15 protein-coding genes are annotated in these 21,023 nt (G+C 68.2%); 2 read left to right on the top strand and 13 right to left on the bottom strand.

The window, feature by feature from the left end; genetic code table 11:
• The first annotated feature begins 58 nt into the window (after window positions 1–58).
• Both IGS68_RS31345 and IGS68_RS31350 read left to right on the top strand, forming a co-directional pair.
• Window positions 59–1,630, top strand: coding sequence for an AbgT family transporter (locus IGS68_RS31345; protein WP_201082218.1), 1,572 nt, complete (start codon window positions 59–61; stop codon window positions 1,628–1,630).
• A 41-nt stretch (window positions 1,631–1,671) separates the two neighbouring features.
• On the top strand, window positions 1,672–2,199 hold the full coding sequence (locus IGS68_RS31350; RefSeq protein WP_201082219.1) for a DUF1269 domain-containing protein: 528 nt from the start codon (window positions 1,672–1,674) through the stop codon (window positions 2,197–2,199).
• Between the two features lie 38 nt (window positions 2,200–2,237).
• Here the strand turns inward: IGS68_RS31350 and IGS68_RS31355 are convergent, their stop codons facing one another.
• The 13 genes from IGS68_RS31355 to tnpC all read right to left on the bottom strand — a co-directional run bounded on the left by IGS68_RS31355 (window position 2,238) and on the right by tnpC (window position 20,757).
• Entirely contained in the window at window positions 2,238–3,149 is a 912-nt protein-coding gene (locus IGS68_RS31355; protein ID WP_371821927.1) for a cation diffusion facilitator family transporter, read from the bottom strand.
• Between the two features lie 56 nt (window positions 3,150–3,205).
• Window positions 3,206–7,426, bottom strand: coding sequence for a translocation/assembly module TamB domain-containing protein (locus IGS68_RS31360; RefSeq protein WP_201082220.1), 4,221 nt, complete (start codon window positions 7,424–7,426; stop codon window positions 3,206–3,208).
• Between the two features lie 39 nt (window positions 7,427–7,465).
• Window positions 7,466–8,239 (bottom strand): MlaA family lipoprotein, encoded by a 774-nt coding sequence (locus tag IGS68_RS31365; protein WP_201082221.1) that lies wholly within the window; start codon window positions 8,237–8,239, stop codon window positions 7,466–7,468.
• An 8-nt stretch (window positions 8,240–8,247) separates the two neighbouring features.
• Entirely contained in the window at window positions 8,248–9,585 is a 1,338-nt protein-coding gene (locus IGS68_RS31370) for an alpha/beta fold hydrolase family protein (RefSeq protein WP_201082222.1), read from the bottom strand.
• Window positions 9,582–10,148 (bottom strand): hypothetical protein, encoded by a 567-nt coding sequence (locus tag IGS68_RS31375; RefSeq protein WP_201082223.1) that lies wholly within the window; start codon window positions 10,146–10,148, stop codon window positions 9,582–9,584. Before IGS68_RS31375 ends, IGS68_RS31370 begins: the two co-directional genes overlap by 4 nt.
• Window positions 10,145–13,198, bottom strand: a complete 3,054-nt coding sequence (locus IGS68_RS31380) for an efflux RND transporter permease subunit (RefSeq protein WP_201082226.1) — start codon at window positions 13,196–13,198, stop codon at window positions 10,145–10,147. The genes IGS68_RS31375 and IGS68_RS31380 overlap by 4 nt, the downstream gene beginning before the upstream one ends.
• Entirely contained in the window at window positions 13,195–14,319 is a 1,125-nt protein-coding gene (locus IGS68_RS31385) for an efflux RND transporter periplasmic adaptor subunit (RefSeq protein ID WP_201082228.1), read from the bottom strand. The genes IGS68_RS31380 and IGS68_RS31385 overlap by 4 nt, the downstream gene beginning before the upstream one ends.
• A 42-nt stretch (window positions 14,320–14,361) precedes the next feature.
• Complete coding sequence (locus IGS68_RS31390; protein ID WP_201082230.1) at window positions 14,362–15,831, bottom strand: GntP family permease; 1,470 nt, start codon at window positions 15,829–15,831, stop codon at window positions 14,362–14,364.
• A 79-nt stretch (window positions 15,832–15,910) separates the two neighbouring features.
• A complete protein-coding gene (locus IGS68_RS31395; protein WP_201082232.1) occupies window positions 15,911–17,170 on the bottom strand; it encodes a patatin-like phospholipase family protein in 1,260 nt (419 codons plus the stop codon).
• A 183-nt stretch (window positions 17,171–17,353) separates the two neighbouring features.
• A complete protein-coding gene (locus IGS68_RS31400) occupies window positions 17,354–17,935 on the bottom strand; it encodes a hypothetical protein (RefSeq protein ID WP_201082234.1) in 582 nt (193 codons plus the stop codon).
• Window positions 17,936–18,254: 319 nt separating this feature from the next.
• A complete protein-coding gene (locus IGS68_RS31405) occupies window positions 18,255–18,662 on the bottom strand; it encodes a hypothetical protein (protein ID WP_201082236.1) in 408 nt (135 codons plus the stop codon).
• Window positions 18,659–19,096 carry an EF-hand domain-containing protein gene (locus IGS68_RS31410; protein WP_201082238.1) on the bottom strand — a complete coding sequence of 146 codons (438 nt, stop codon included), beginning with the start codon at window positions 19,094–19,096 and terminating at the stop codon, window positions 18,659–18,661. The genes IGS68_RS31405 and IGS68_RS31410 overlap by 4 nt, the downstream gene beginning before the upstream one ends.
• Before the next feature lie 302 nt (window positions 19,097–19,398).
• Entirely contained in the window at window positions 19,399–20,757 is a 1,359-nt protein-coding gene (gene tnpC / locus IGS68_RS31415; RefSeq protein WP_201070572.1) for an IS66 family transposase, read from the bottom strand.
• Window positions 20,758–21,023 lie beyond the last annotated feature (266 nt).

Consider the following 21,023-nt stretch of genomic DNA (forward strand, 5'->3'; position numbering starts at 1 on the left):
ATCCTCGCAGTCATCGTTCAGAGCATATTCCTACAAACCTTGTCTCAAGGGAGGGGCGATGGCGGACCAGATTGGATACCCGACGCCGAGCCGGACGCAGACGGTGGCCAGGAAACCGGGTGCTCTGGACAGGTTTCTCACGACGATCGAGCGCGTTGGAAACAAGGTGCCGCACCCGGGCATCATCTTCTTCATCCTGATCGGCATCGTCATCGTCCTGTCGGCGATATTCGGCCTTCTGGGAACCTCGATCACCTACGAGGTGGCCGATCCGGTTTCGGGCGAGATCGAGACGCGCACGACGGACGTGCGGAGCCTGCTGTCGCCGGAGGGCCTGCGCTTCATGATCACGTCCCCCGTGGCCAATTTCCTGGGCTTCGGATCGGTCGGCGTGATCGTCATCGCCATGGTCGGCGTGGGCGTCGCCGAGGAATCCGGGCTGATCGCGACGCTGGTGCGCAAGATCGTCCTCATCGCACCCCGCTCGATCTTCACCTTCATCGTCGTGATGCTCGGGGTCGTTTCCTCGATCGCGGCGGACGCCGGCTACCTGGTGCTCGTCCCGCTGGGCGCCGCGGCATTCCACAGCCTCGGACGGCATCCCCTGGCGGGACTGGCGGCGGCCTTTTCCGGTGTGGCGGCGGTATTCCTGGTCAACGTCTTCGTCACGCCCACCGACGCGCTGCTGGCCGAAATGACCAACGACGCGATACGCCTCGTCGATCCGGCGCGCCAGGTCACCCTCGTCGGCAACCTTTATTTCATGATCGTCTCAAGCCTTCTGATGGCTGTCCTCTGCACGCTCATCACCGAGAAGATCGTCGAACCGCATCTGGGACCGTACACGGGCGGCGTGCCGGTGCAGGCCGCCGAAGGATTGGCCCCGGAGCAGTCTCGGGGCCTGCGCAACGCCGGCGTGGCGCTTGCGGTTTTCGTGGCGGCGATGGCGCTCCTGACCGTACCGCCGAACTCGGTGCTGCGAAACCCGCAGACCGGGGAGATCCTGTCGGGCTCGCCGTTCATGGACGGCCTGATCATCCAGATCAGCGCGCTTTTCTTCGCGGTCGGCTTCGCCTATGGGAAGGGAGCCGGCACGATCAATAATCTGACCCAGGCGATCGGCATGATCGTGAAGACCTTCGGGGGGCTCGCGGGGCTGATCTTTCTCCTCCTGGTGATCGCGCAGTTCATCGCCTTCTTCAACTTCACCAACATGGCGGTCGTGCTGGCCGCCAACCTCGCCGACATCCTGCAGGACGCTCCGATCAACGGGGTCGGCTACATCATCATCTTCGTGCTGATCATCTTCCTGATCGATGTCCTGATCACCGGGGCCGTCGCGAAGTGGGCGATCTTCGCTCCCGTGTTCATTCCGCTTTTCATGCGACTGGGCGGGGACCCGAACCTTGTCCTGGCGGCCTATCGGGTCGGGGATTCGCCGATGAACGTCATCACTCCGCTGAACGTGTATCTCGGGGTCATGGTCGGCTTCGCCGCGAAGTACCAGAAGGACGCCGGTATCGGCACCATCGTCTCCCTGATGCTGCCATACACCGGGATCCTCGTGGTCGCCTGGACCCTGCTCCTGATCGCCTGGTACCTGCTCGGCATCCCCCTCGGGCCGGCCTGACCAAGGGAAACGCCTGTCTCAACATAGGGAGAAAACCACAGATGTCCGATCTGATCTGCGTCGCGTTCAAGGACAAGGAAACGGCCGACAAGGCCCTCGACGAATTGCGGGAGATGCAGCGGGAATACCTCATCGACCTCGAGGATGCGTGCGTCGCGGTGCGGGAGCTGGACGGCAAGGTGCGCCTGAAGCAGGCGGTGAACCTCGTGTCGCTGGGAAGCGCCAAATCGGGGCTTTCCGGCATGCTCTGGGGCTCGCTGGTCGGCCTGCTGTTCCTCAACCCTCTCGCCGGCATGGCGCTGGGAGGCGTCATCGGCGCCGGAACGGGCGCGCTGGCCGGCAGCGTGACCGATTACGGCATCCCGGACGATTACATCCGGAAGATCGCCCGGACCATCGAGCCGGGGACCTCCGCGCTGTTCGTGCTGGTGCGCAGGGTCAATCCCGACAAGGTGCTGCCCGAACTCGGCAAGTACCAGGGCACGGTGCTGCGCACGTCGCTGACGACCGAGCAGGAGAACCGCCTCAAGGAGGCTTTGAACTGCGCCACTGCGCAGGCGACGGCATGACCGGAAACCCGCGTCGGGCTTCGCCCGGCGCGGGGCATTCAGATCGACCAGCGCCTGTCGCCGACGAAGGCGATCGTCAGCCAGCGATCGCGTTCCGATCCGCCGATCGCCGCCCCGATCTCCTCGCGGATCTCGTCGAGGCGCCGGATGCTGTCGATCCGGAACGTTTGCGGCACGATCAGGTGGATCTCGATGAAACGGGAGCGGCCGACCTTGGCGACATAGGTCTCGTAGCCCTCGAAGCCGTATTTCTCCACCGTCGCCTCCGCGACGGCCCGGACGCTGCTGTCCAGGTTGCCCGGCGCGGCGAGGAGGATTTCCGAGATCGCCTGCCTCACCGTCCTCACCGGCACCGGAAGGATGATCAGCGCCAGCAGGGCGAGGATGGCCGGATCGACGTAAGGCGCAAGGGCCTCGAAGCGCGTGCCCCGCAACATCGCCGCGGCGATGAAGGCCACCAGCAGGGCCAGGGTGATCGTTCCCGACATCAGCCAGCCCTTGAGGTCGAGGGCGACGAACTCCGACCCGATCGCGCGGTTCGCCCGGCGGCCGGCGAAGAACATCGCGAAGCACGCGGCCGCGACGACGGCGGCGTAGACGATCGCCCAATCGAAGGAGAGATCGCGCCCGCCGGCCAGCAGCAGGCCGACCGCATTCACGAAGGCGTAGAAGGCGAGGAGGATCAGCAGGGCGCTGTTGAGCGCCAGCGCCATCGGTTCGAGGTGCCAGAAGCCCAGCTGGAAGCGCTCGCTCTTGTCGCGGGCGATGAGCCGCGTCACCATCAGCGCCAGCGCCGTCATGGAGGCGTCGACGGCCGAGAACATGCCGTCGAAGATGATGGAGAGCGATCCGGACAGGATGCCGAAAAGGACCCCGGCCGCTCCGATGAGGACGGTGACGAGGATCGAGCGGCGTAGGACTTTCTGTTCGGCGTCGGCTGCGGGCATCATCGAACTCCAACTGATTGGGCAGGCTGCTTTGCTCCCCGGCGGTTCCCGCCAGTCCCTCAGTATTCCCATTCGTACAGCACGCCGATACTGGCGCCCGAGTTGGTCCCGACATCGGTGCGGAGCCTCAGGTTCCTGGTCAGGGTGATCTCGACCACGGCCCGGCTGCCCGCCTCGCCGACGCGCTGCTCGGCGCCGACATAGACGTCGCGCGAGACGTAGCGGCCGGCAGCGACGCCGGTACCCGACAGGCCTTCGCCCGGCTTGCCGCTCAGCAGCTCGAGCCGGTCGATGCCCAGCGTGCCGCGCACCCTGTCGATGACGCCGGGAGCGCCGCCGATGCCGGTGAGACGGCTGATGGAGTGCGCGATCTGGACGGCCTCGATCGCGCTGAGATTGCTGAACGGCTTGTTGAACAGGACGCGCGAGAGGATCTCGTCCTGCGGCAGCTCGGGCGAGGAGGTCAGCGTGATCCTGGGGGCGGACGCGCGTCCCGTGACCACCACCTGCGCCGTGATGTCGGCGGTCCTGGCCTGGGCACTGATGTCCAGCATCGGATCGGCGCTGCCGTCGCCGGTGAAATCGATGTCGGCCCGGGTGAATTCGAACCATGTGGTCAGCAGGTCGAGCGTGCCGCTGACCAGCCTCAGCCCGCCGCCCGGGACCGGCTTGGCCGTCGTGCCGCCGACCGTCGCATCGGACGACAGTTCGATCGCCAATCCGCGGCCGCGCACGAAAATCCGGTTCTCCGCCTTCACGGCGATGTCGAGCCGGAGCCGGAACGGCGACGCCGCGGACAGCTTCGCCGGGGCGGTGCCGCCCGGCCGGTTGATTTCCTCCACCTGGATCTCGGCCACGGCGGACGGCATCCGTTCCGGTATCCGGATCTCGGCATGCCGGATCGTAACCGGTCCCTGGAGCAGCGGGGCGTCGAGCGGTCCGGTCAGGGTCAGCACCGTGTCGATCCTCGCCGTGACGAGGTCGGTCTGGACGAGCTGCGCATCGCCGGCCCGGATCCGCAGGTCGAAGGCCCGTGGGTCGTCCGGATCGACGTTCACCGAGCCGGCGGCCTCGACGGTGCCGCCGCCCGGCGTACGTCCGTCGAACCGGTCGACCGTCAGGCGACTGCCGTCGCCGCGCAGCCGCAGGGCGATCCCGTTGATCACCGCGCCCGCCGCCCGGTTCTCGTAACGCCCATCGGCTATTCTGGCGTCTCCACCCAGCCGCGGATCGCCGAGCGAGCCGGCAAGGTCGAGATTGACGTCGAGTCGCCCCTGCGCCTGGTCGCCGGTGTCGGCGAGCAGGTCGTTCAGGATCGCGAGTTCGACATGGCCGCGCAGTACCCCGCTGACGGGGACGTTCCGCGGCAGGTCCACCGTCAGCGGTTCCCGGCGCAGCACCAGCGGCAAGTCCGCCTGGAACCGCATGTCGACACCGTCGCGTCGGCGGGTCGCGGCCTTGCCGTCCAGGGCCAGCCGGCCGTCCCGCCACCGGCCGGTGGCGCCGATGTCGATGCCGGTCAGTCCCGCGGCCTCTCCGCCCCTCAGGCTCACGTCGGTTGCCCGCAGGTCCAGGTCGGCGCGCGGATCGGCGAGGGTGCCGCCGAAGACCGCCTTCCCGTCCAAGCGGCCGGTGACTTCATGATCGGGCGTCGCCAGGGAGACCAGCGCCAGCGGGATCCGGATCAGGGTGGCGGTGCCGTCCAGGGCGTTGCGGACCAGTCCGCCGTCCAGGGCGACGCGGGCCTCCCGGCTGGCGAGGAGCAGGTTGCGGACTTCGAGGATGTCGGGGCCGATGGTCGCGGTCGCCGGACCGGCCAGCCGGAACGGCTCGCCGGCATAGGCGCCGTCCAGCTTGTCGACTCCGAGCCGCCGGAGAGCTCCTTCCCGGGTCAAGCTGCCCGCGAGCCTCACCCGTACGGGCTGCGCCGGAGCGCCGGCGACGGCAACGCCCATGCCGTCCAGCCTGCCGTCGAACCGAATCCCGCCCGGCGCGGCGCTGACGTCGGCGTTCAGGTCGAGCCGGCTGGCCGTCAGCACGGGACCCTCCGGACCGGTGACCGACAGGTTCCTTGCCCCGAGGGCGGCGGTCGCGGCCTGCCGGCCCCGAGCATCGTCAAGCCTGACCTCCAGCCGGCCGCTGCCGCCCAGCATCCGGCCGGCCAGGGCGGAGAAGGCGCCGAGATCGCCGATGTCGCCGGCCAGCCGGCCCGTCGCGGTCATGCGGTCGAGCGCCATCCTGACGGCGCCGGTGATCCGGTCGTGCCCGGCCCACAGCGATATCCCGGTCAGGTCGAGGCGTTGTCCTTCCAGCGTGAAGGCGGATCTGGCATCGAGCGGCTGCCGGCCCACGACGGCCCTGGCGTCCAGGGTGCCGCGCGATGCTCCCGGCGCCAGGGTCGCCCGCACAGAGAGATCGGCGCGCGGCACGGCGCGGCCTGACAGGACGAGATCGCGGCCGGCCAGATCGGCCCGGAGTTCCAGCGCGTCGAGCGGCCCGGTCGCGGTGCCGTCCACCACGGACGATCCGGCCACCGCGGTCTCCAACGGTTCGGCGAGGACGTCGAGGCGGGGCAGGCTGGCGCGCCACTCGGCATCCAGTGCGCCTCCGCGGAGAGTCGCCGACGCCGTGAGCGCCGCATGCCGGCCCTCGATCCTTAGGCCGGACAGGTCGATCGAGCCGTCGGCCCCCACGGTCACGAGACCGGCCAGATCCACCTCGCGGCCGACCAGGGCGTCGACCGCGGGATGGATCCGGCCGGTGCGCAGGCCGGTGGCGGTGCCGGTCACGTCCGCCCGGACCAGGACCGCCTGATCGCCGGCGGTCAGGTCGGCGCCGAGCACGGCCGCTCCTTCGAGCGGCACCCCGGCGATGCCCGCCAAGTGCTTCAGGTCGGGCATGTCGAGCGCGACCCGGGCGCCGACTGCCCGCCAGTCGCGGACGAGGGCGGTGGCGCTCAGGGTCCCGATGGCGGCGCCGACCCGAATGCCGTCTACGCGAATCTCCCCGGTGCCGGGAAGGACCACGGCGCTGCCGGAAATCCTCACTTCCGGGCCGGCCAACCGGGCGATGAGCGGGTCCCCGGCGGCGATCCCGTCGATGGCGAGATCGGCGGCGACGGTCGGTGCGTCGGCCGGCCCGGCGGCTTTCCCCGAGAGCCGGACGTGCTCCCATCCGACCTCGGGAGCGAGGGTGCGCAGCGACGAACCGGCATCGGCCTCCAGCGCATAGTCGAAGTCGAGCTCCGGGGGATCGAACCGGTAGGTGCCGGAAAGCTCCAGTGTTCCGGCTGCCAGCTTCACGCGGGCGCCGGTGAGCGCGATCCTGCGGCCCGGCTCGAGGGCGGCTTCCGCCTGAAAGGCGACGCCGTCACCGATCAGCGCGGCGGTTCGCGGGTCGAGCAATCGGTCGAGCGGTCGGGAGAGGGCGGCGTCACCGCTGATCGTCAGGCCGTAGCCCGCAGCGCCGTCCGCACCCGGAATACCGCGGATCGTGGCATCGGCGGCGACGCGCGCTATGTCGCCGGCGCTGCCGTCCAGCCGGCCCCGCCAGCCGGACAGGGGGCCGGAGCCGCGCAGGGCGAGAGTGATCGGCGGCAGGCCGGGAACGCCGGCAGCCCGTGCGATCACGCCGCCCTCCGGCTCCTCCACCGTCAGGTCGATGTCGAAGCGTTCGGCGCCCGGCGCGTGGCTCAGCGCCAGCTTGCCGGTGCCCGGCCGGTCCAGGCGGCCGATCCCGAGGTTCGCGCCGATCCCGGCGCCGCCGCGGCCCAACCGGGCGCTGCCGTCGATCGTCAGGCTGGCCGCCTCGCCGCCGAGCACGGGGGCGCCCAAGTCGAGCTGCCGCACCGTCAGCCTTCGGAGATCGAGGCCGACCAGCAGGTCGGGAAGCCGGGGCAGGCCGGAGGGTTCGTTCTCGGGTGGAGGCTCCGGCGCGCCGGCGGGGAGTCGCTCCAGGACCATGCGGCTGACATCGAGGCCGCTGATCCGGACCTCCCGCCGGAACAGGGCTCCCGGCGTCCAGTCCAGCTCGGCCTGATCGACGGTGAGCCATATGCCCTGGCCGTCGGCGATGGCGAGGTCGCGGATGGTGGCATCGAGGCTCCAGCTGAATCCGAGGCTGCCGATCGTGACGGTGCGGCCCGGGCCGCTCAGCAGGTCCTGGATCCGGCCGGTGACCCAGCCGGGACCGCTCTCCCCGGATCGCCCCTGGATCATGACGGCGCCTGCCGCGCTGGCGAGCAGCAAAGCCGCAGCCCACCGGCGAACCCGACTTCCCATGAGACTTCGCCTTCGCTTGCGATGCTTCCGCGCCCGCGCTCATTCGGGAGGCGGAGCATCGCGGTTCACCTGGCTATCCCGCTTGGCCATCCAGCCATAGCGGATCAATTCGTATTCGAAGGGCGACCCCGTCGAATGGTACCGGAAGGGCACGCGGTAGCGGGCATCGATCTGCTGGATTCCATAGGGAACGTAGTCATAGGCGGTGGCGTCCAGGATCGAGTTCGGGATGGCGAAAGCGAGGGTCGCCCAGTCCACCGCCGTTCCGACCGCGTCGCGCAGGTTGGACGGGCCCAGGGCGGGCAGCACCAGGTAGGGTCCGGCGTCCACGCCCCAGATGCCCAGGGTCTGGCCGAAATCGGCATTCTGCCGCGGAACGCCCAGTTCGGTGGCGACGTCGAACAGGCCGAACAGCCCGACGGTCGAGTTGATCATGAACCGGCCCAGCGTCGGGGTCGCCTTGTCGGGGCTTGCCTGAAGCACCGAGTTGGTGAAGGTGGTGATCTCGCCCAGGTTCTGGAAGAACGACGACACCCTGCGGCGCACGAAACGGGGGACGACGAACTTGTAGGCGTCCACGACCGGAACGAGGACATACCGGTCGAGCTGGGCGTTGAACTTGTAGATGCGGCGGTTGGCCCCCTCCAGCGGATCATGGACGAGCAGGACGTCGCGGGCCCGGTCCGGATCGGCCGAAACCGCGGCCAGATCCCGGCGGGGCGGCTCATGCCGCCCGGTCCCGGCCGGACCGGCGCATCCGCCGGCCGCTAGCAGGAAGACGAGGGCCAGATGCGCGGCGGGGCGCCGGGGCAAGCGGCGCCTCATCGGGAAAAGAAGTCGGCCATGAACGCGGCGACGGCACGGTGCTGGAGGTTTCCCATATGGCCGCCGTTGGGGAAGATACGGGCGCGCGGACCGAACAGCCGGAGGAGTCCGTCCAGGTCGCCCGGCGCCAGGATCACGTCGTCGCGGTTCGTCATCAGCCAGATCCTGTCCTCGTGCGAAAGCCACTCCCCGATGGCGGAGAGGCTTGTCCCGTCGAGCAGATCCTGCCGCGTGCGTCCCGGCTCCCGGTCCAGGTAGGTGTCCGCCAGCATGTCGTCGAAGTAATCGAGCAGGCTCGTGCGAAGCGCCACGGCCAGGTACTCCGACAGGGGCGTCGTGGACAGGAACGGGAGATCCCGGGGGAAGATGTACCCGGCCCCGGTCATCACGTCGGAAGTGAAGACAAGGTTCGCCGCGGATAGCCGGAAGGCCAGGCCGATCGCCGTGGCGAGCTGGTCGTCGGAGGGGCTGAGCCTCCGGTAAGCCTCGATCTTGAGATCCGGATCCTGGAAATCGAGGGCGTCGGCGCCCGGATATGCCGCCAGCCGGGTGACCGCCCGGTTCAGGAAAGCATCCAGCCCATAGATCCCGTCGGGCAGCCCGCGCACCAGCATGGCATCGATTTCCTTCACGGAGCGGTAGACGCTGAGGGGCGGATTGATCAGGAGGACCCGATCGAACCCGAAACCCGCCTGCCCCAAGCCCGGCATCTCGTCATCAAGCTTCGCGACGTGAGCGGCATGCCACCCGCCCAGGCTGTAGCCGGTCAGGTAGTATCGGGAAATCCCGACGGATCTTCGAAGCCGGCCGTCGATCAGGCGCATGAGGCCGTGCAGGTCGGCGGCGTCCGATTCCGGATACCCCGGCAACCGCGTCGTGCTGGCGTTTACGATGAAGTTCGCATGCGTCGGCGACGGAAGAAGGACGACATGCATTCCGGCCGCATGCAGCACCTGGCCGAGCATCAGCATATGGCGGGACTGGTCGTCGGCGCCGGTACCCGCGATCACGAAGACCAGCGGCGCCTCGTGGTCCTGAAGAAGGGTCGAATAGCGGAGGCGGTCGGTGTGCCAGAACCCTTCGGGCACCTCCCTGGCTTCGAAGACCTTGAGCTCCCGCCGGACGACCCTGGCGTCCGCCGGGAGCTGGACCCGGAACTCCGCCGGCGTGCCCAGCACCGTCGCGGTCCAGGGATTGTCGAAGGGATAGTCATAAGGCAGGGTGGCGGGCGGGCCGGGGCTGGGATCGCCCCCGCCCGGCGGCGGGCGCTGCGCGCAGCCGGCCGCGAGGAGCAGGCAGAGCGCCGCGACCAGGATGCGAGCCGGCGAGGTCACCGCCGGACGACGACTTCGGCGGCGGCGAGGCGCTGGAACAGGCGCCGCCGGCGATCGGGAGGCAGCCACTCGTACAGGAACATCTCGAGCGGTTTCCAGATCGAGACCCATCCCAGGATGACGAAGCTTTCCTGCACGATCCGCGTGATCGGGCGGGCGGGAAGGTTCTCCGTCACATGCCAGGCGAGCAGGAGGCAGGTGGCGAGCGTCGCGAAGCCGATCAACCCCGCGCGGCGCCCGGCCCTGAACAGCTCCCTGATCCTCTTGGACTCGGCTTTCGCGCTCGAGGCGAAATGGTCTGTCAGGGCGTCGGCGATATCGGGCGGCGAGGGCGTCGGCACCTCCTCCGTCGCTTCGGCGGCCGGCAGGTGGATGACGATGCGGACCGGCTGGTTCGCCGGCAGCTCCTTCGTCCTCTGGAGAAGATACTCGTCCGCCTCCTCCGTCAGTCTGCCCGCGCGGAACGGCGACGGGTCCAGGTCGGCGAAGAGTTGCGAAAGCCTGCCCAGCCTGATGTCGATGTCGCCGCCGGTCCGCTCCGCCGGCATCGCCGCTCGGTTCATGTCGACCCCTCCAGCTTCCGCTCCCGGCCGGCGAACCACGTCACGTACAGCGTCGGCAGGAAGACGAGCGTCAGCAGCGAGGCGACGAGCAGGCCGCCCATGATCGCGAAGGCCATCGCCCCCCAGAACACCGTGAACGCGATCGGGATGAGGCCGAGCACGGTGGAGGCCGCCGTCAGCATGATCGGGCGGAACCGGGAACTGCTCGCCTCGATCACGGCGTCCGTCACGCCCATTCCCGACTTGCGCTCCGCCTCGATCTGCTCGATCAGGATCACCGCGTTCTTCGCGATCATGCCGACCAGGGCGAGGACGCCCAGGATGGCGACGAAGCCGAGCGGCTGACCGAACGCCAGCAGCGCCAGGACGACGCCGATCAGCCCCAGCGGCACCACGCTCAGCACGAGGATCAGCCGCTGGAAACTCCTGAGCTGGACCATCAGCACGGTCAGCACGAGGAACAGCATCAGCGGCACGACGGCGAAGACCGACGCGCGGCTGTCGGCGCTTTCCTCCGCGATGCCGCCGACCTCGATGCGGTGACCCTTCGGCAGGGTGGCTGACAGTTCCGCGATCTTCGGGGCCAACTCGTCGATGACCGATTCCGGCAGGATGCCGCCCGCCACGTCCGCCTGTACCGTCAGCGTCGGCACCCGATCGCGGCGCCAGACCAGCGGATGGTCCTGCCCGTACTCGAACGTCGCGAACTGCTTCAGCGGGACGGCGCGCCCGTTCGGCAGGGACACTTCGAGGGTGCGCAGCGTTTCCACGGAAAGGGTCTGCCCCCGGATCTCCCGCGCCAGGACGTTGACCAGATAGATCCCGTCCCGCACCTGGGTGACCGTCGTCCCGGAAATCGCGGTGTTCAGCACGGAGGATGTCGCCGCGGAGCTCAGGCCCAGGCGCCGCGCCTCGTCCTGGTCGATCCGGATGCGCAGCTCGCGAGCGGTCTCCATCCAGTCGAAGTTGATCCGCCGCGTCTCCGGGGCGGTCGCCACGACCTGCGCCAGCCGGAGGGCGATCTCGCGCACCTCGACGGGATCGGGACCGCTGACGCGGTACTGGAGCGGCCAGCCCACGGGCGGGCCGAGTTCCAGCGGGTAGACGCGCCCGACCACGTCGGGGAACTCCTCGGCCAGCAGCTGCTCAAGCCGGGGTTGCAGCCGCTCGCGCGCCTCGATGCTTTTGGTCACGATCACGGACTGGCCGACGAAGGGGTTGGCCAGCTGGACGTTCAGCGGCAGGTAGAAGCGGATGGCGCCGCGCCCGACATAGCTGCTCCAGCTCTCGATGTCGGGGTCCTCGCGCAGGCGCGCGTCGAACCGCTCGACCGCGCTCTGCGTGGCATGGATCGACGCGTTCTGCGGCAGCCGGAGATCGACCAGAAGCTCGACGCGGTCCGACGGCGGGAAGAACTGCCGGGGAACCAGGCCCAGCAGCAGGACCGAGAGGACGAAGAAGCCGAGCGTGACCCCGATCGTCAGCCAGCGCGCCCGGATCGCCGCGGCCAGCACGCGGCGATACGCCCGCAGCACGAAGTTCGGCTCCGTGCCGACGGCCGCCCTGGGCGGGCGCAGCAGCATGGTGCCCAGGAGGGGCGCGAAGATCATCGCGACGAACCATGAGGCGATCAGCGCGATCCCGACGACGGCGAAGATCGAGAAAGTATACTCGCCGGCCGAACTCTGCGCGAATCCGATCGGAACGAAGCCCGCGATCGTCACCAGCGTCCCGGCCAGCATGGCGAAGGCCAGCGTCTTGTAGGCGTATACCGCCGCCACGTTCATCGGGTCGCCGGCCGCGAGCCGCCGCGTCATCGCGTCGATGGTCGTCAAGGCGTCGTCCACCAGCAATGCCAGCGCGATGATCAGCGCACCCAGGGAGACGCGCTGAAGGTCGATGTCGACCAGATCCATCACCGGGAAGACGATGGCCAGCGTCAGCGGTATGGCGATCGCCACCACGGTCCCGGCGCGGACGCCGAGCGCCAGGAAGCTGACGGCCAGCACGATGAGGATCGCCTGCCACAGGGAGGTGGTGAAGTCGGAGACCGCCTCGTCCACGGTGCTCGCCTGATCGGCCACCAGCTCGGCCTGGATGCCGATCGGCAGGTCGGCGACGATGCTGGCCATCTCGGCCGCGATATTATCGCCCAGCGCCAGGATGTCGCCGCCGTCGCGCATCGCGATCGCGAGCCCGAGCGCCGGCTCGCCGTTCACCCGGAAGGCCGGCTGCGGCGGGTCGGCATAGGCGCGACGGACTTCGGCGAGATCGCGCAGCCGCAGCATGCGGCCCGCCGCCACGAAGTTGACGTCCAGGATGTCCCGCTCGGATTCGAAGGCGCCCGAGACCTGGAGGGACAGCGCCTCCTCGCCGGTGCGCAGCACGCCGGCGGGTCTCACCATGTTCTGGGCCTGGAGCGCCGCGATCAGCGCGCCCGGATCGACCCCGAGCCCGGCCAGCGTCTCCGCCGAGAAATCGACGAAGATACGCTCGTCCTGCTCGCCCAGGATCTCGATCTTCGAGACGTCCGGCACGAGCAGGAGGCGGGAGCGGACCTCCTCCACATGGTCGCGCAGCTCGCGGTGCGTGAAGCCCTCGGCGGTGAAGCCGTAGATGATGCCGAACGTGTCGCCGAAATCGTCGTTGAAGCCCGGCCCGACGACGCCCTCGGGCAGGGTGTGGCGCATGTCGGCGACCTTCTTGCGCACATCGTACCAGGTGTCGGCCACCGCCTGCCCCTGGGCGCTTCCCACGAGGTCCACGAAGATCACGGTCGTCCCGGCGACGGTGTAGCTGCGCAGCCGGTCGAGGTTGGAAACCTCTTGCAGCGTCCGTTCGAGCCGCTCGGTCACCTGCTGAAGCGTGTCGTCCAGCGTAGCACCCGGCCACTGGGCCTGCACCACCATGGTGCGGATCGTGAAGACCGGGTCCTCCGCCCGGCCGAGCTTCAGGAACGACAGGGTTCCGGACACGACGATGCCGATCATGAAGAAGACGACCAGCGAGGGGTTCCTGATCGACCACTCGGACAGGTTGAAGCCGCTCACGGTGCGGCCCCCAGGATGCGGACCTGCTGTCCCGGCCGGAGCGCCTGCACTCCCGCCGTGACGACGACGTCATAAGGCTCCAGCCCTTGCGCGACGACGACCCGCGCCAGGTCGAAGCGATCGACGTCGATGTTGCGCAGCGCCACGGTGCCGCTGGCCGGATCGACGATCCAGACGGCGGGCTGGCGGTTCGACTGCGTCAGGGCCGAGGCGGGAATCTCGATCGCCCCGCCCCCGCCCAGTTGCATCGACCCGACGACGGTGGAGCCCAGCCGCATCGCCTCGGGCGGGTCGTGCAGGCCGATCCGGATCTGGAAAGTCCGGGTCACGGGATCGGCCTGCGGCGCCACCTCGCGCACCCGGCCGGTGGTGCTCACCGCCGGGTCCGAGGCCAGCGCCACCGTGATGACGGGGTCGGCGGGCGCACTCTGGATCAGCCGCGCCGGCACGTCGAAGACGGCGTCGCGCCCGCCCTGGCGGGCCAGTTGCACGATCATGCGGCCCGCCGCCACGACCTCGCCCGTTTCGGCGCCGCGGGCGGTGACCGACCCGGCGCTGTCCGCGACCAGTTCGGTGTATCCCAGCTGGTCCTCGGCGTTGTTGAACTGGGCCTGGGCGGCATCGAGTTGCGCCTCGGCGGACTGCCTCGCTTCGAGCGCCTGGTCGTATCGCGCGCGGGTCGTCCAGCCCTGGGCCAGCAGGGTTTCCTGCCGCTCGTAATCGTTGCGCACCCTGGTCAACTGGCCCATGGCGGCCGTCAGGTTGGCGCGGGCCGTCTGGAGGGCGTTGCGCGCCGATTCGGGATCGAGCCGGGCGATGACTTGGCCGGCCTCCACCCGGTCGCCCACGTTCACCGGTCGCTCGATCATCCGTCCGCCGACGCGGAACGACAGGCTGACCTCCTCCTGCGCCTGGACCTGTCCCGTCAGGGTGACCGTCTCGCCCGCCTCGCGCTTCTCGACCGTCACCACCCGCACGGGACGGATCGGCTCGGCCGCGCTTTCCTCGTCATCCCCGCACGCCGCCAGCAGCGTCAGCGACGCGACCGCGAGCACCAGGGGCACCGGCGAGTGTCGGGATTTCCGCTCGGAAGCACGGATCCAGTTCTGTCTTCGGTACATGGTCGCTCCCCAATGTGCCGGTTCACGGCGAGCTTGTTCGGATCAGAAGGAGCCGAGAAGGTTCGTCAAGACGATCAAGACGGCCAGCGCGAGCATCGGAATGGCGCAAGCGACGATGAAGATGTCGCCGTAAGCCTCCCGGTGCGTGATCTTGCAGACGGTGAGCAGGGTGATGACGGCGCCGTTGTGCGGCAGCGCATCAAGGGCGCCCGATGCGACCGCCGTCACCCGATGCATCGCATCGAGGGAAACGCCGGTCGCGTGCGCCAAGTCGACGAAAGTCGGGCCCAGGCTGTCGAGGGCGATGCTCATGCCGCCGGAGGCCGAGCCGGTCATCGCGGAAAGGACCGAGACCGAGACCGCCACCGACATCAGCGGGTTGCCCCCGCCGACCCCCAGGACGGTCTCGCTGATCAGGTCGAAGACCGGCAATGCTGCGATCACCGCGCCGAATCCGACGAGGCTCGCGGTATTGAAGATCGGCAGGACCGAAGCGTCGGCACCCTTGTCCAGGCTCGCCCGCAGGTCGGCCAGCCGGCGCCAGTTGCCTGCGATGAGCAGGAGGATGGCGAAGAACAGCGCCACGATGACCGCCCAGACGCCCCGGACGCTCTCGATCGTCGTGGCCCCGAACAGGGGTTCGGCGAGCCACGCGGTGTCGAGCATCGGAATCACGATCCGGATGAAGGCGAAGTTGGTCACGATCACCACGACGACGGGCAGCACCGCCAGCGCCACCGGGGGCAAATTCCCGTCCCGGTGCGGTTTCCCCGGCGCGGGGTCCCCCGACAGTTCGGCGATGTCGAACCCCTCGCCCTGCGCGTGCTCGCGCATCGCCACGTCCGGTCCCGGCACGCCGTCGGCATGCGCGCCGTAGCCCTCGCCCGCCGCCCGCGCCCGGGCGGCGCGGCGGTTCAGCCAGGCCAGCCCGAGCAGCAGCATGACGAGACCGGTGATGATCCCGAGCCCCGGGGCGGCGAAGGCCGTGGTGCCCAGGAAAGGCATGGGGATCGCGTTCTGGATGGCCGGCGATCCCGGCAGGGCCGACATGGTGAAGGTGAACGCGCCGAGCGCCAGCGCCCCCGGCATCAGGCGCTTCGGAATATCGGCGGCGCGGAAAAGGGCGGCCGCCACCGGTATGATCGCGAAGGCGACGACGAACGCCGAGACGCCGCCATAGGTCAGCACGGCGCAGCAGAGCACCACCGAGACGATGGCGCGCTCCGGCCCCAGCCAGGCGCTGACCGATCCGGCGAGCGATTTCGCCGATCCGGTATCGTCCATCAGCTTGCCGAAGATGGCTCCCAGCATGAACAGCGGGAAGAACGAAACGATGAAGGCGCCGGTATTGGTCATGAAGATCTGGGTATAGGCCCCGAGGATCGGCAGCCCGCCGGTCAGCAGCGCCGCGAGAAGCGCCATGGCCGGAGCCAGGATCAGCAAGGTCACCCCGCGATACGCAAGGTACATGAGCAGTCCAAGCGCCAGGAGGACCGCGACGAGATCGAGCATGCCGGTGGTTCCGTGCGGTGGTGGCCGGCGCCGTCCCAGCCCCGAGGGGGCGCCTGGGCCGCGGAGCCGGCGGCCGGTTTCAGGCGGTTTCGGGATACCGTGCGTCGTTGGGATACCGTTCGAAGTCGTTGCCGAGCGCCCTCCAGTCCGCCAGCCACCGTTCCGCGACCCTTTCGCCCTCCTCGCGGAGCCTCGCGAAATGGGCGGGGCTGCGGTCGAACTTGGAGGTGTGCTTGAGGCCCCAGGCGGTCTCGCGTGTCATCTTGATCGTCCGGACATCGATGATCTTGCGGGTGTCCAGCGGCGGATGACTGTCCCCGTACCTCCTGATCCACTGGTTGACCGTCATGATGCCGTCCAGTTCCTGACCCAGGGACAGGTTGCCGGCCAGGTCGTTCACCCGATCGTCGATGTCTTCGAGGCTGATGTTCAACGAAGCGGGACGGAACTCCTGAGGATTTATCCGGACGATCCAGATCTCGTCAGGCTTTTCCTCCCTGGTCGCGGCGTCCAGCAGATCCCGCACGGGCGGATTGCGTGAGTACAGGCCGTCCCAATAATAGCCATTGCGGGTGACGGTCCTGCCCGTGTCGCATGTCGGGAACGTCATGTCGCCGATGACCTGCGCCGGCAGGACTTCGGGAAGCGTACCCGAGGCCGCCACGCCCTCCAGCGATATCGATCGGCGCATCCGCCACCGGACGATGTCGTACTGGTCGATCTCCCGCCCGTCCGGCAGCAGGCCCATCTGCTCAAGGGTCTTGTCGCTGTCGAAGATCTCGAAGTTGCCGCTGAGAACCTCGATGGCGCCGACGATGATCCGCAGATCGGCCTTCGCCAGCCGCGGCCAGTCGATCGAGTCGAAATCCGGGCACACCGCCTTGAGGAGAGCCGGGAAGCCCAGGTATTCCTGGCGGGCGCCCATCATCGACAGGCTGGTGAGACCCAGATCGGCCTTGGGGTCGTAGGGATTGGAGCCGGGAAACGGCATGCCCCGCGATTTCCAGTGCAGGAGCGTGCCGACGATCTGGTTGAGGGCGGTTTCGGCCGGGGTGGTCGCGGCGAACGTCGTCCAGAGATGATCCAGACGCTCGACGGCCTTGTCGATCGTACCGCAGTCTGCGTCGGCCGTGTTGGGAGCCAGGCCGTACCATGTCGCGAACGCGCACAGCGCGCCGGCCGAGGTGCCGCTGAGCGCGATGATCCTGAAGGTGTCGCCATCCTGCGGGTTCGCGTCCCAGCTCTTTTTCGTCGCCAGGATCGTCCTCAGCACGCCCCAGGTGAACGCGGCATGCGTGCCCCCGCCCTGGCAGGCGATCGCGACCTTTCTGATGGCCATGACTTTCCTATCTTCACTCGATGCAACGGAGACGTATTCGAAGATCCCGGCTCGCCTCGTTGAGAGAATTGCCGTTCACCGTCGTGAAGGGCTTGCCCCTCACGACGAACCTCCAGGATCAGGAAAGCCGCGGTGACGGAGGGGCCGCCCGCTTCCGTGATCGCGCGGCCGCGCGCTCCCGAACTACCTCATCGAAACATCGGTGTCGTAGGGAACCCTGATCTTCTTGACGGTCAGGTCGAGCGGCGCATCCGAAGTCGAGGCCGCGGTGCCCAGGTACATGAAGGTCCCGGCCGGCAGGGATGCCCCCGCGGGCAGCGTCGTGCCGGCGGGCAGGCAGGCGCCGGGCGGCAGAGACATGCCCGCGGGCAGCGTCGTGCCTCCCGGCAGGAACATGCCGCTGGGAAGGATCGAGCCCTTGGGCCAGGTCGTGCCCTCGGCCACCCTCTCGCCATCCGCCAGCATCGCGCCGTTGGGCATGGTCATGCCCTTGGTGATGGTGACGCCGCTGGTCAGGGCGACGCCGCTCGCCAGACCTATGTCCTCATCGACGTCCATGCCGTTGAGCAGGCACACGCCGTTCAGCAGCTTGACGTCGTTATCGAGGGTGACGTCATCGACCAGCAACAGGCCGCGACTGATGGTCACGCCGTCCACCACCATCTCCGCCGCCGTGGCCGGCCCGGCGAAACCGCAGAGGCCGACGCCGACGACCATGAGGCCGGCAGCCGCCGGCATGGCTTTCCAAGCACGTGTTCTGCGCATGACTTCTTCCTTTTTAAGAAGATGAAAATCCTAGACTGCCGGTACTGGTTGCGGCCACCGGGACAAAAAGGCCTGTATTCTTCAAACAGCCTGATGTTTACTCGCCGCGCTCTTTGCTAAAGCGGTGCCTGATCAGGTCGATCCGCCCGAGGCGGCTGATCCGATGCGTTGCGCCATGGGCGCAACCTACGATCGTCGGCCTGCATCACCTCCGCCCTGCATCGAGCCGTCGGTTGCGCCCATGGCGCAACGCGGTGCGGCGAGTGGAACGGCAGGCTGCGTCAACCGAAGCGGTTCAACCTGATCGGAGCACGCAAGCTCACCCGATGCGTTCGCGTTGCCATTGCTCGAAAAGGCGCCTCTCCTCGATCTCCCGGCGGACCTCCTCGTCCTGCAAGGCGCGTTGGCGTTCGAAGTCGAGTTGCCGCCGCGCGCTGGCGTCCCGCGAGGCTTCGGCCTCCTGCGACCGCCGGATTTCGGCTTGCCGGTCCAACGTCATGTTGCCGGCGATGCCTCCGGCGGCGGCCCCGATGAGCATGCCGCTCGTGCTGTTGCCGAAGATCGCCCTGCTCACGCCGGCACCGGCTGCGGCGCCGCCGAGCGTGCCGACCCCGGCCGCCGCGGTTCCGCCGCCGGCCGTCTCGCAGCCCGCCAGCGCCAACCCGGCGACGATCCCCAGCAAGGAGATCCTCAGTCCGGCGCGGGGCGCTCCATGCGATTTCCTCATCTCGCAACTCCCTGGTCGGAGCTCGCCGCCTCGACCATTTCTTCGAAGGACAGGGCACCGTCACCATTCTTGTCGCCGGCCGCGAACGCCCGGGTCTTGTTGGCCATCACCTCCGAGAAGGTCAGGACGCCGTCGCCATTGGCGTCGATGCGGGAGAACCTGGCCGGGTCATGCGGCCCCAGTTCGCTCCGCGTCAGCGTCCTGCTTCGATCCTTGTCGAGCGAACTGAACCCGACCGCCGCATCCCGCGCGAGTTCGGCCTCGCTGACCAGGTCATCGGCATCGGTGTCGGCCGCGTCGAAAGCCAAGCGCTCGTACCCTGTCGCTCCCGACCCGCCGGCCTGCTGCGCAGGCGCGGACTTGACCGATCCGCCTGCCATGACAAAGGAGAAACACAGTGATGCCACGAGAAATCGGGCATAGGGGTTCAGCATAGCCCATCGTGCTCTTGCATATTGGCTAAGCATCCATGTGTCCTTTTTTCTCTTCCAGCGCAGACTCGCGCTCCCCATGTCGGATCAGCCTGACCTGTTTACAGTAGAGTTACTAGCTTGGACAAATTACTATATTGGTTAAGACATGAAAAAGCATTCAAAACGATAGGCCGATTAGCTATTTAGGCTTCTACAAAATAGTTCGAGGTTCTGCCCGTCCATATAAATTAGTATAAACCATGATCCTTTTGAAGGAAACAGCATATGTGTAATTGCTCACGGGGTTGGCGGATCGTGAGCCGTCAGGCGACGGCGAAGGTTCCGCCAATGAGGTCGCGGATGGCGGTCCAGGCGGATTGACCTTGCCGGCGGGCCGTTCCGATCACGGAGCGATAGCCTGCGTGGATGTCCGGTCCCCAGTCGGATCGGAAGCCGTTGGTGACCTTGCGGAAGACCACGGACGGGCGGATTTCCTGCTCGCTGCCGTTGTTGGTCGGCGGCACGCGGCGGTCGGCGAGGAAGACGAAGAACTTGCCCCGCCAGGCCTTGACCAGGCGCTGCAGCTCGCGTCCGGCCGGATGGGCGGCGGGGACGCCGACCAGGGCATCGAGGTCCCGCTCGGCTTTGGCGGCGTAGGCGGCCAGCGTACTGTCCTTCAGGCCCGGTCTTCGTTTGCCGACGCGGATGGCCCAGCGTAGATGATCGCGGATCTTCGGCGCGACCACGGTGTCGCCGCAGTCGATGGCGTACTGCACGTCCCTGAGAACGTGGGCCAGGCAGACTTGGTGGACCCGTCCCAGTTCCTGCTGCCCGGCGTAGCGGTCGGAGATCCACACTTCGGGCCTATGCCCGCCCAGGATCCCGGCGGGCACCGCCCGGCCCCGGCCCGGCGCGATGGTGTGCAGCACGGCTTGCCCGGAATGGAATACCCACTGCCAGTGGGTCACGCCGTTGACCCGCGTCGTGGTCTCGTCCGAGGCGATCACCGGGGCGCCCAGGAGTTTGGCCTTGATCGCCGCGCAGGCCGTGTCGAACGCCACCCCCATGCGGCGCAACGCATTGGCGATGGCCCCCTCGGAGATCGTCAGTCCGAACAACTCCTCCAGCATCCGCGACAGCCGCTCGAAGCCGACATGATGGCTGTGGTGCAGATAGGCCAGCAGCGCCCGGATGCCCGGCCCGAAAGGGGTGCCCGGCGGCATGGCGGCGGGCGGGGCGGCCCGGTAGCGCCGCCCGCAATCGCCGCACCGGCCGCCGAACAGCTCGACCCGCGTCACCACCGGGCGGATCACCGGAAGGTCGATGTGGTCGTAGCGGTGCCGGCACCGCTGGGCGGCCTCGGGCACCGCCGTCCCGCAATGCGGACAGCACTCGGCTAGGCGGCGCTCGGTCCGGTCCGGATCGTCGGCCAGCGGGCGCGACACTCCGGGCCGCGACGGCCGCGGCTTGCGCCGGCGCTTGGCGTCCGCCTTGCGCGACGCACCGCCAGGGCCGTCCTGCGACGGCGGAATGTGCGAATTGGCCGACGTCTTCCGCGGCTTCCCGACCAGCGCTTCCAGTTCGGCGACCCGCGCCGCCAGACGCTCGATCAGTGCCGCCTGCTCGACCAGCAGGGCGTCCTTCTCAGCCTCACTCAGGCGATAGCGCGGCGGTTTCTCCATCCCGAAGTGGACTCATATTCTAGGCCGCAGCGCAACCCTTTTCGCCAACCCCGTGAGCAATTACGCATATGTCATTTTTTTATTGTCGTAGAAGATTTCATCTGAAATGATACCTTTGAATTCTGTGCTTGCGGAAGGTTTTTTACTCGGATATTTTAGACTGGCGGTCTATTTCCTCGGCCGTTTCCCCATTCTCGACATCGGCCAAGAGCTCGGCGATCACGCGGAAGTGCCGCGGCGGCTTGGTTGTTTCGCCGCACCCTTCG

This window comes from Skermanella sp. TT6 (assembly GCF_016653635.2).
In the GTDB taxonomy this organism is placed as follows: domain Bacteria; phylum Pseudomonadota; class Alphaproteobacteria; order Azospirillales; family Azospirillaceae; genus Skermanella; species Skermanella cutis.

What these genes read in the sequence shown, in the direction of transcription:
- IGS68_RS31345 (WP_201082218.1), top strand. Translation starts at nt 59, where the DNA reads ATGGCGGACCAGATTGGATACCCGACGCCGAGCCGGACGCAGACGGTG.
- IGS68_RS31350 (WP_201082219.1), top strand. Translation starts at nt 1,672, where the DNA reads ATGTCCGATCTGATCTGCGTCGCGTTCAAGGACAAGGAAACGGCCGAC.
- IGS68_RS31355 (WP_371821927.1), bottom strand. Translation starts at nt 3,149, where the DNA reads ATGATGCCCGCAGCCGACGCCGAACAGAAAGTCCTACGCCGCTCGATC.
- IGS68_RS31360 (WP_201082220.1), bottom strand. Translation starts at nt 7,426, where the DNA reads ATGGGAAGTCGGGTTCGCCGGTGGGCTGCGGCTTTGCTGCTCGCCAGC.
- IGS68_RS31375 (WP_201082223.1), bottom strand. Translation starts at nt 10,148, where the DNA reads ATGAACCGAGCGGCGATGCCGGCGGAGCGGACCGGCGGCGACATCGAC.
- IGS68_RS31385 (WP_201082228.1), bottom strand. Translation starts at nt 14,319, where the DNA reads ATGTACCGAAGACAGAACTGGATCCGTGCTTCCGAGCGGAAATCCCGA.
- IGS68_RS31390 (WP_201082230.1), bottom strand. Translation starts at nt 15,831, where the DNA reads ATGCTCGATCTCGTCGCGGTCCTCCTGGCGCTTGGACTGCTCATGTAC.
- IGS68_RS31395 (WP_201082232.1), bottom strand. Translation starts at nt 17,170, where the DNA reads ATGGCCATCAGAAAGGTCGCGATCGCCTGCCAGGGCGGGGGCACGCAT.
- IGS68_RS31400 (WP_201082234.1), bottom strand. Translation starts at nt 17,935, where the DNA reads ATGCGCAGAACACGTGCTTGGAAAGCCATGCCGGCGGCTGCCGGCCTC.
- IGS68_RS31405 (WP_201082236.1), bottom strand. Translation starts at nt 18,662, where the DNA reads ATGAGGAAATCGCATGGAGCGCCCCGCGCCGGACTGAGGATCTCCTTG.
- IGS68_RS31410 (WP_201082238.1), bottom strand. Translation starts at nt 19,096, where the DNA reads ATGCTGAACCCCTATGCCCGATTTCTCGTGGCATCACTGTGTTTCTCC.
- tnpC (WP_201070572.1), bottom strand. Translation starts at nt 20,757, where the DNA reads ATGGAGAAACCGCCGCGCTATCGCCTGAGTGAGGCTGAGAAGGACGCC.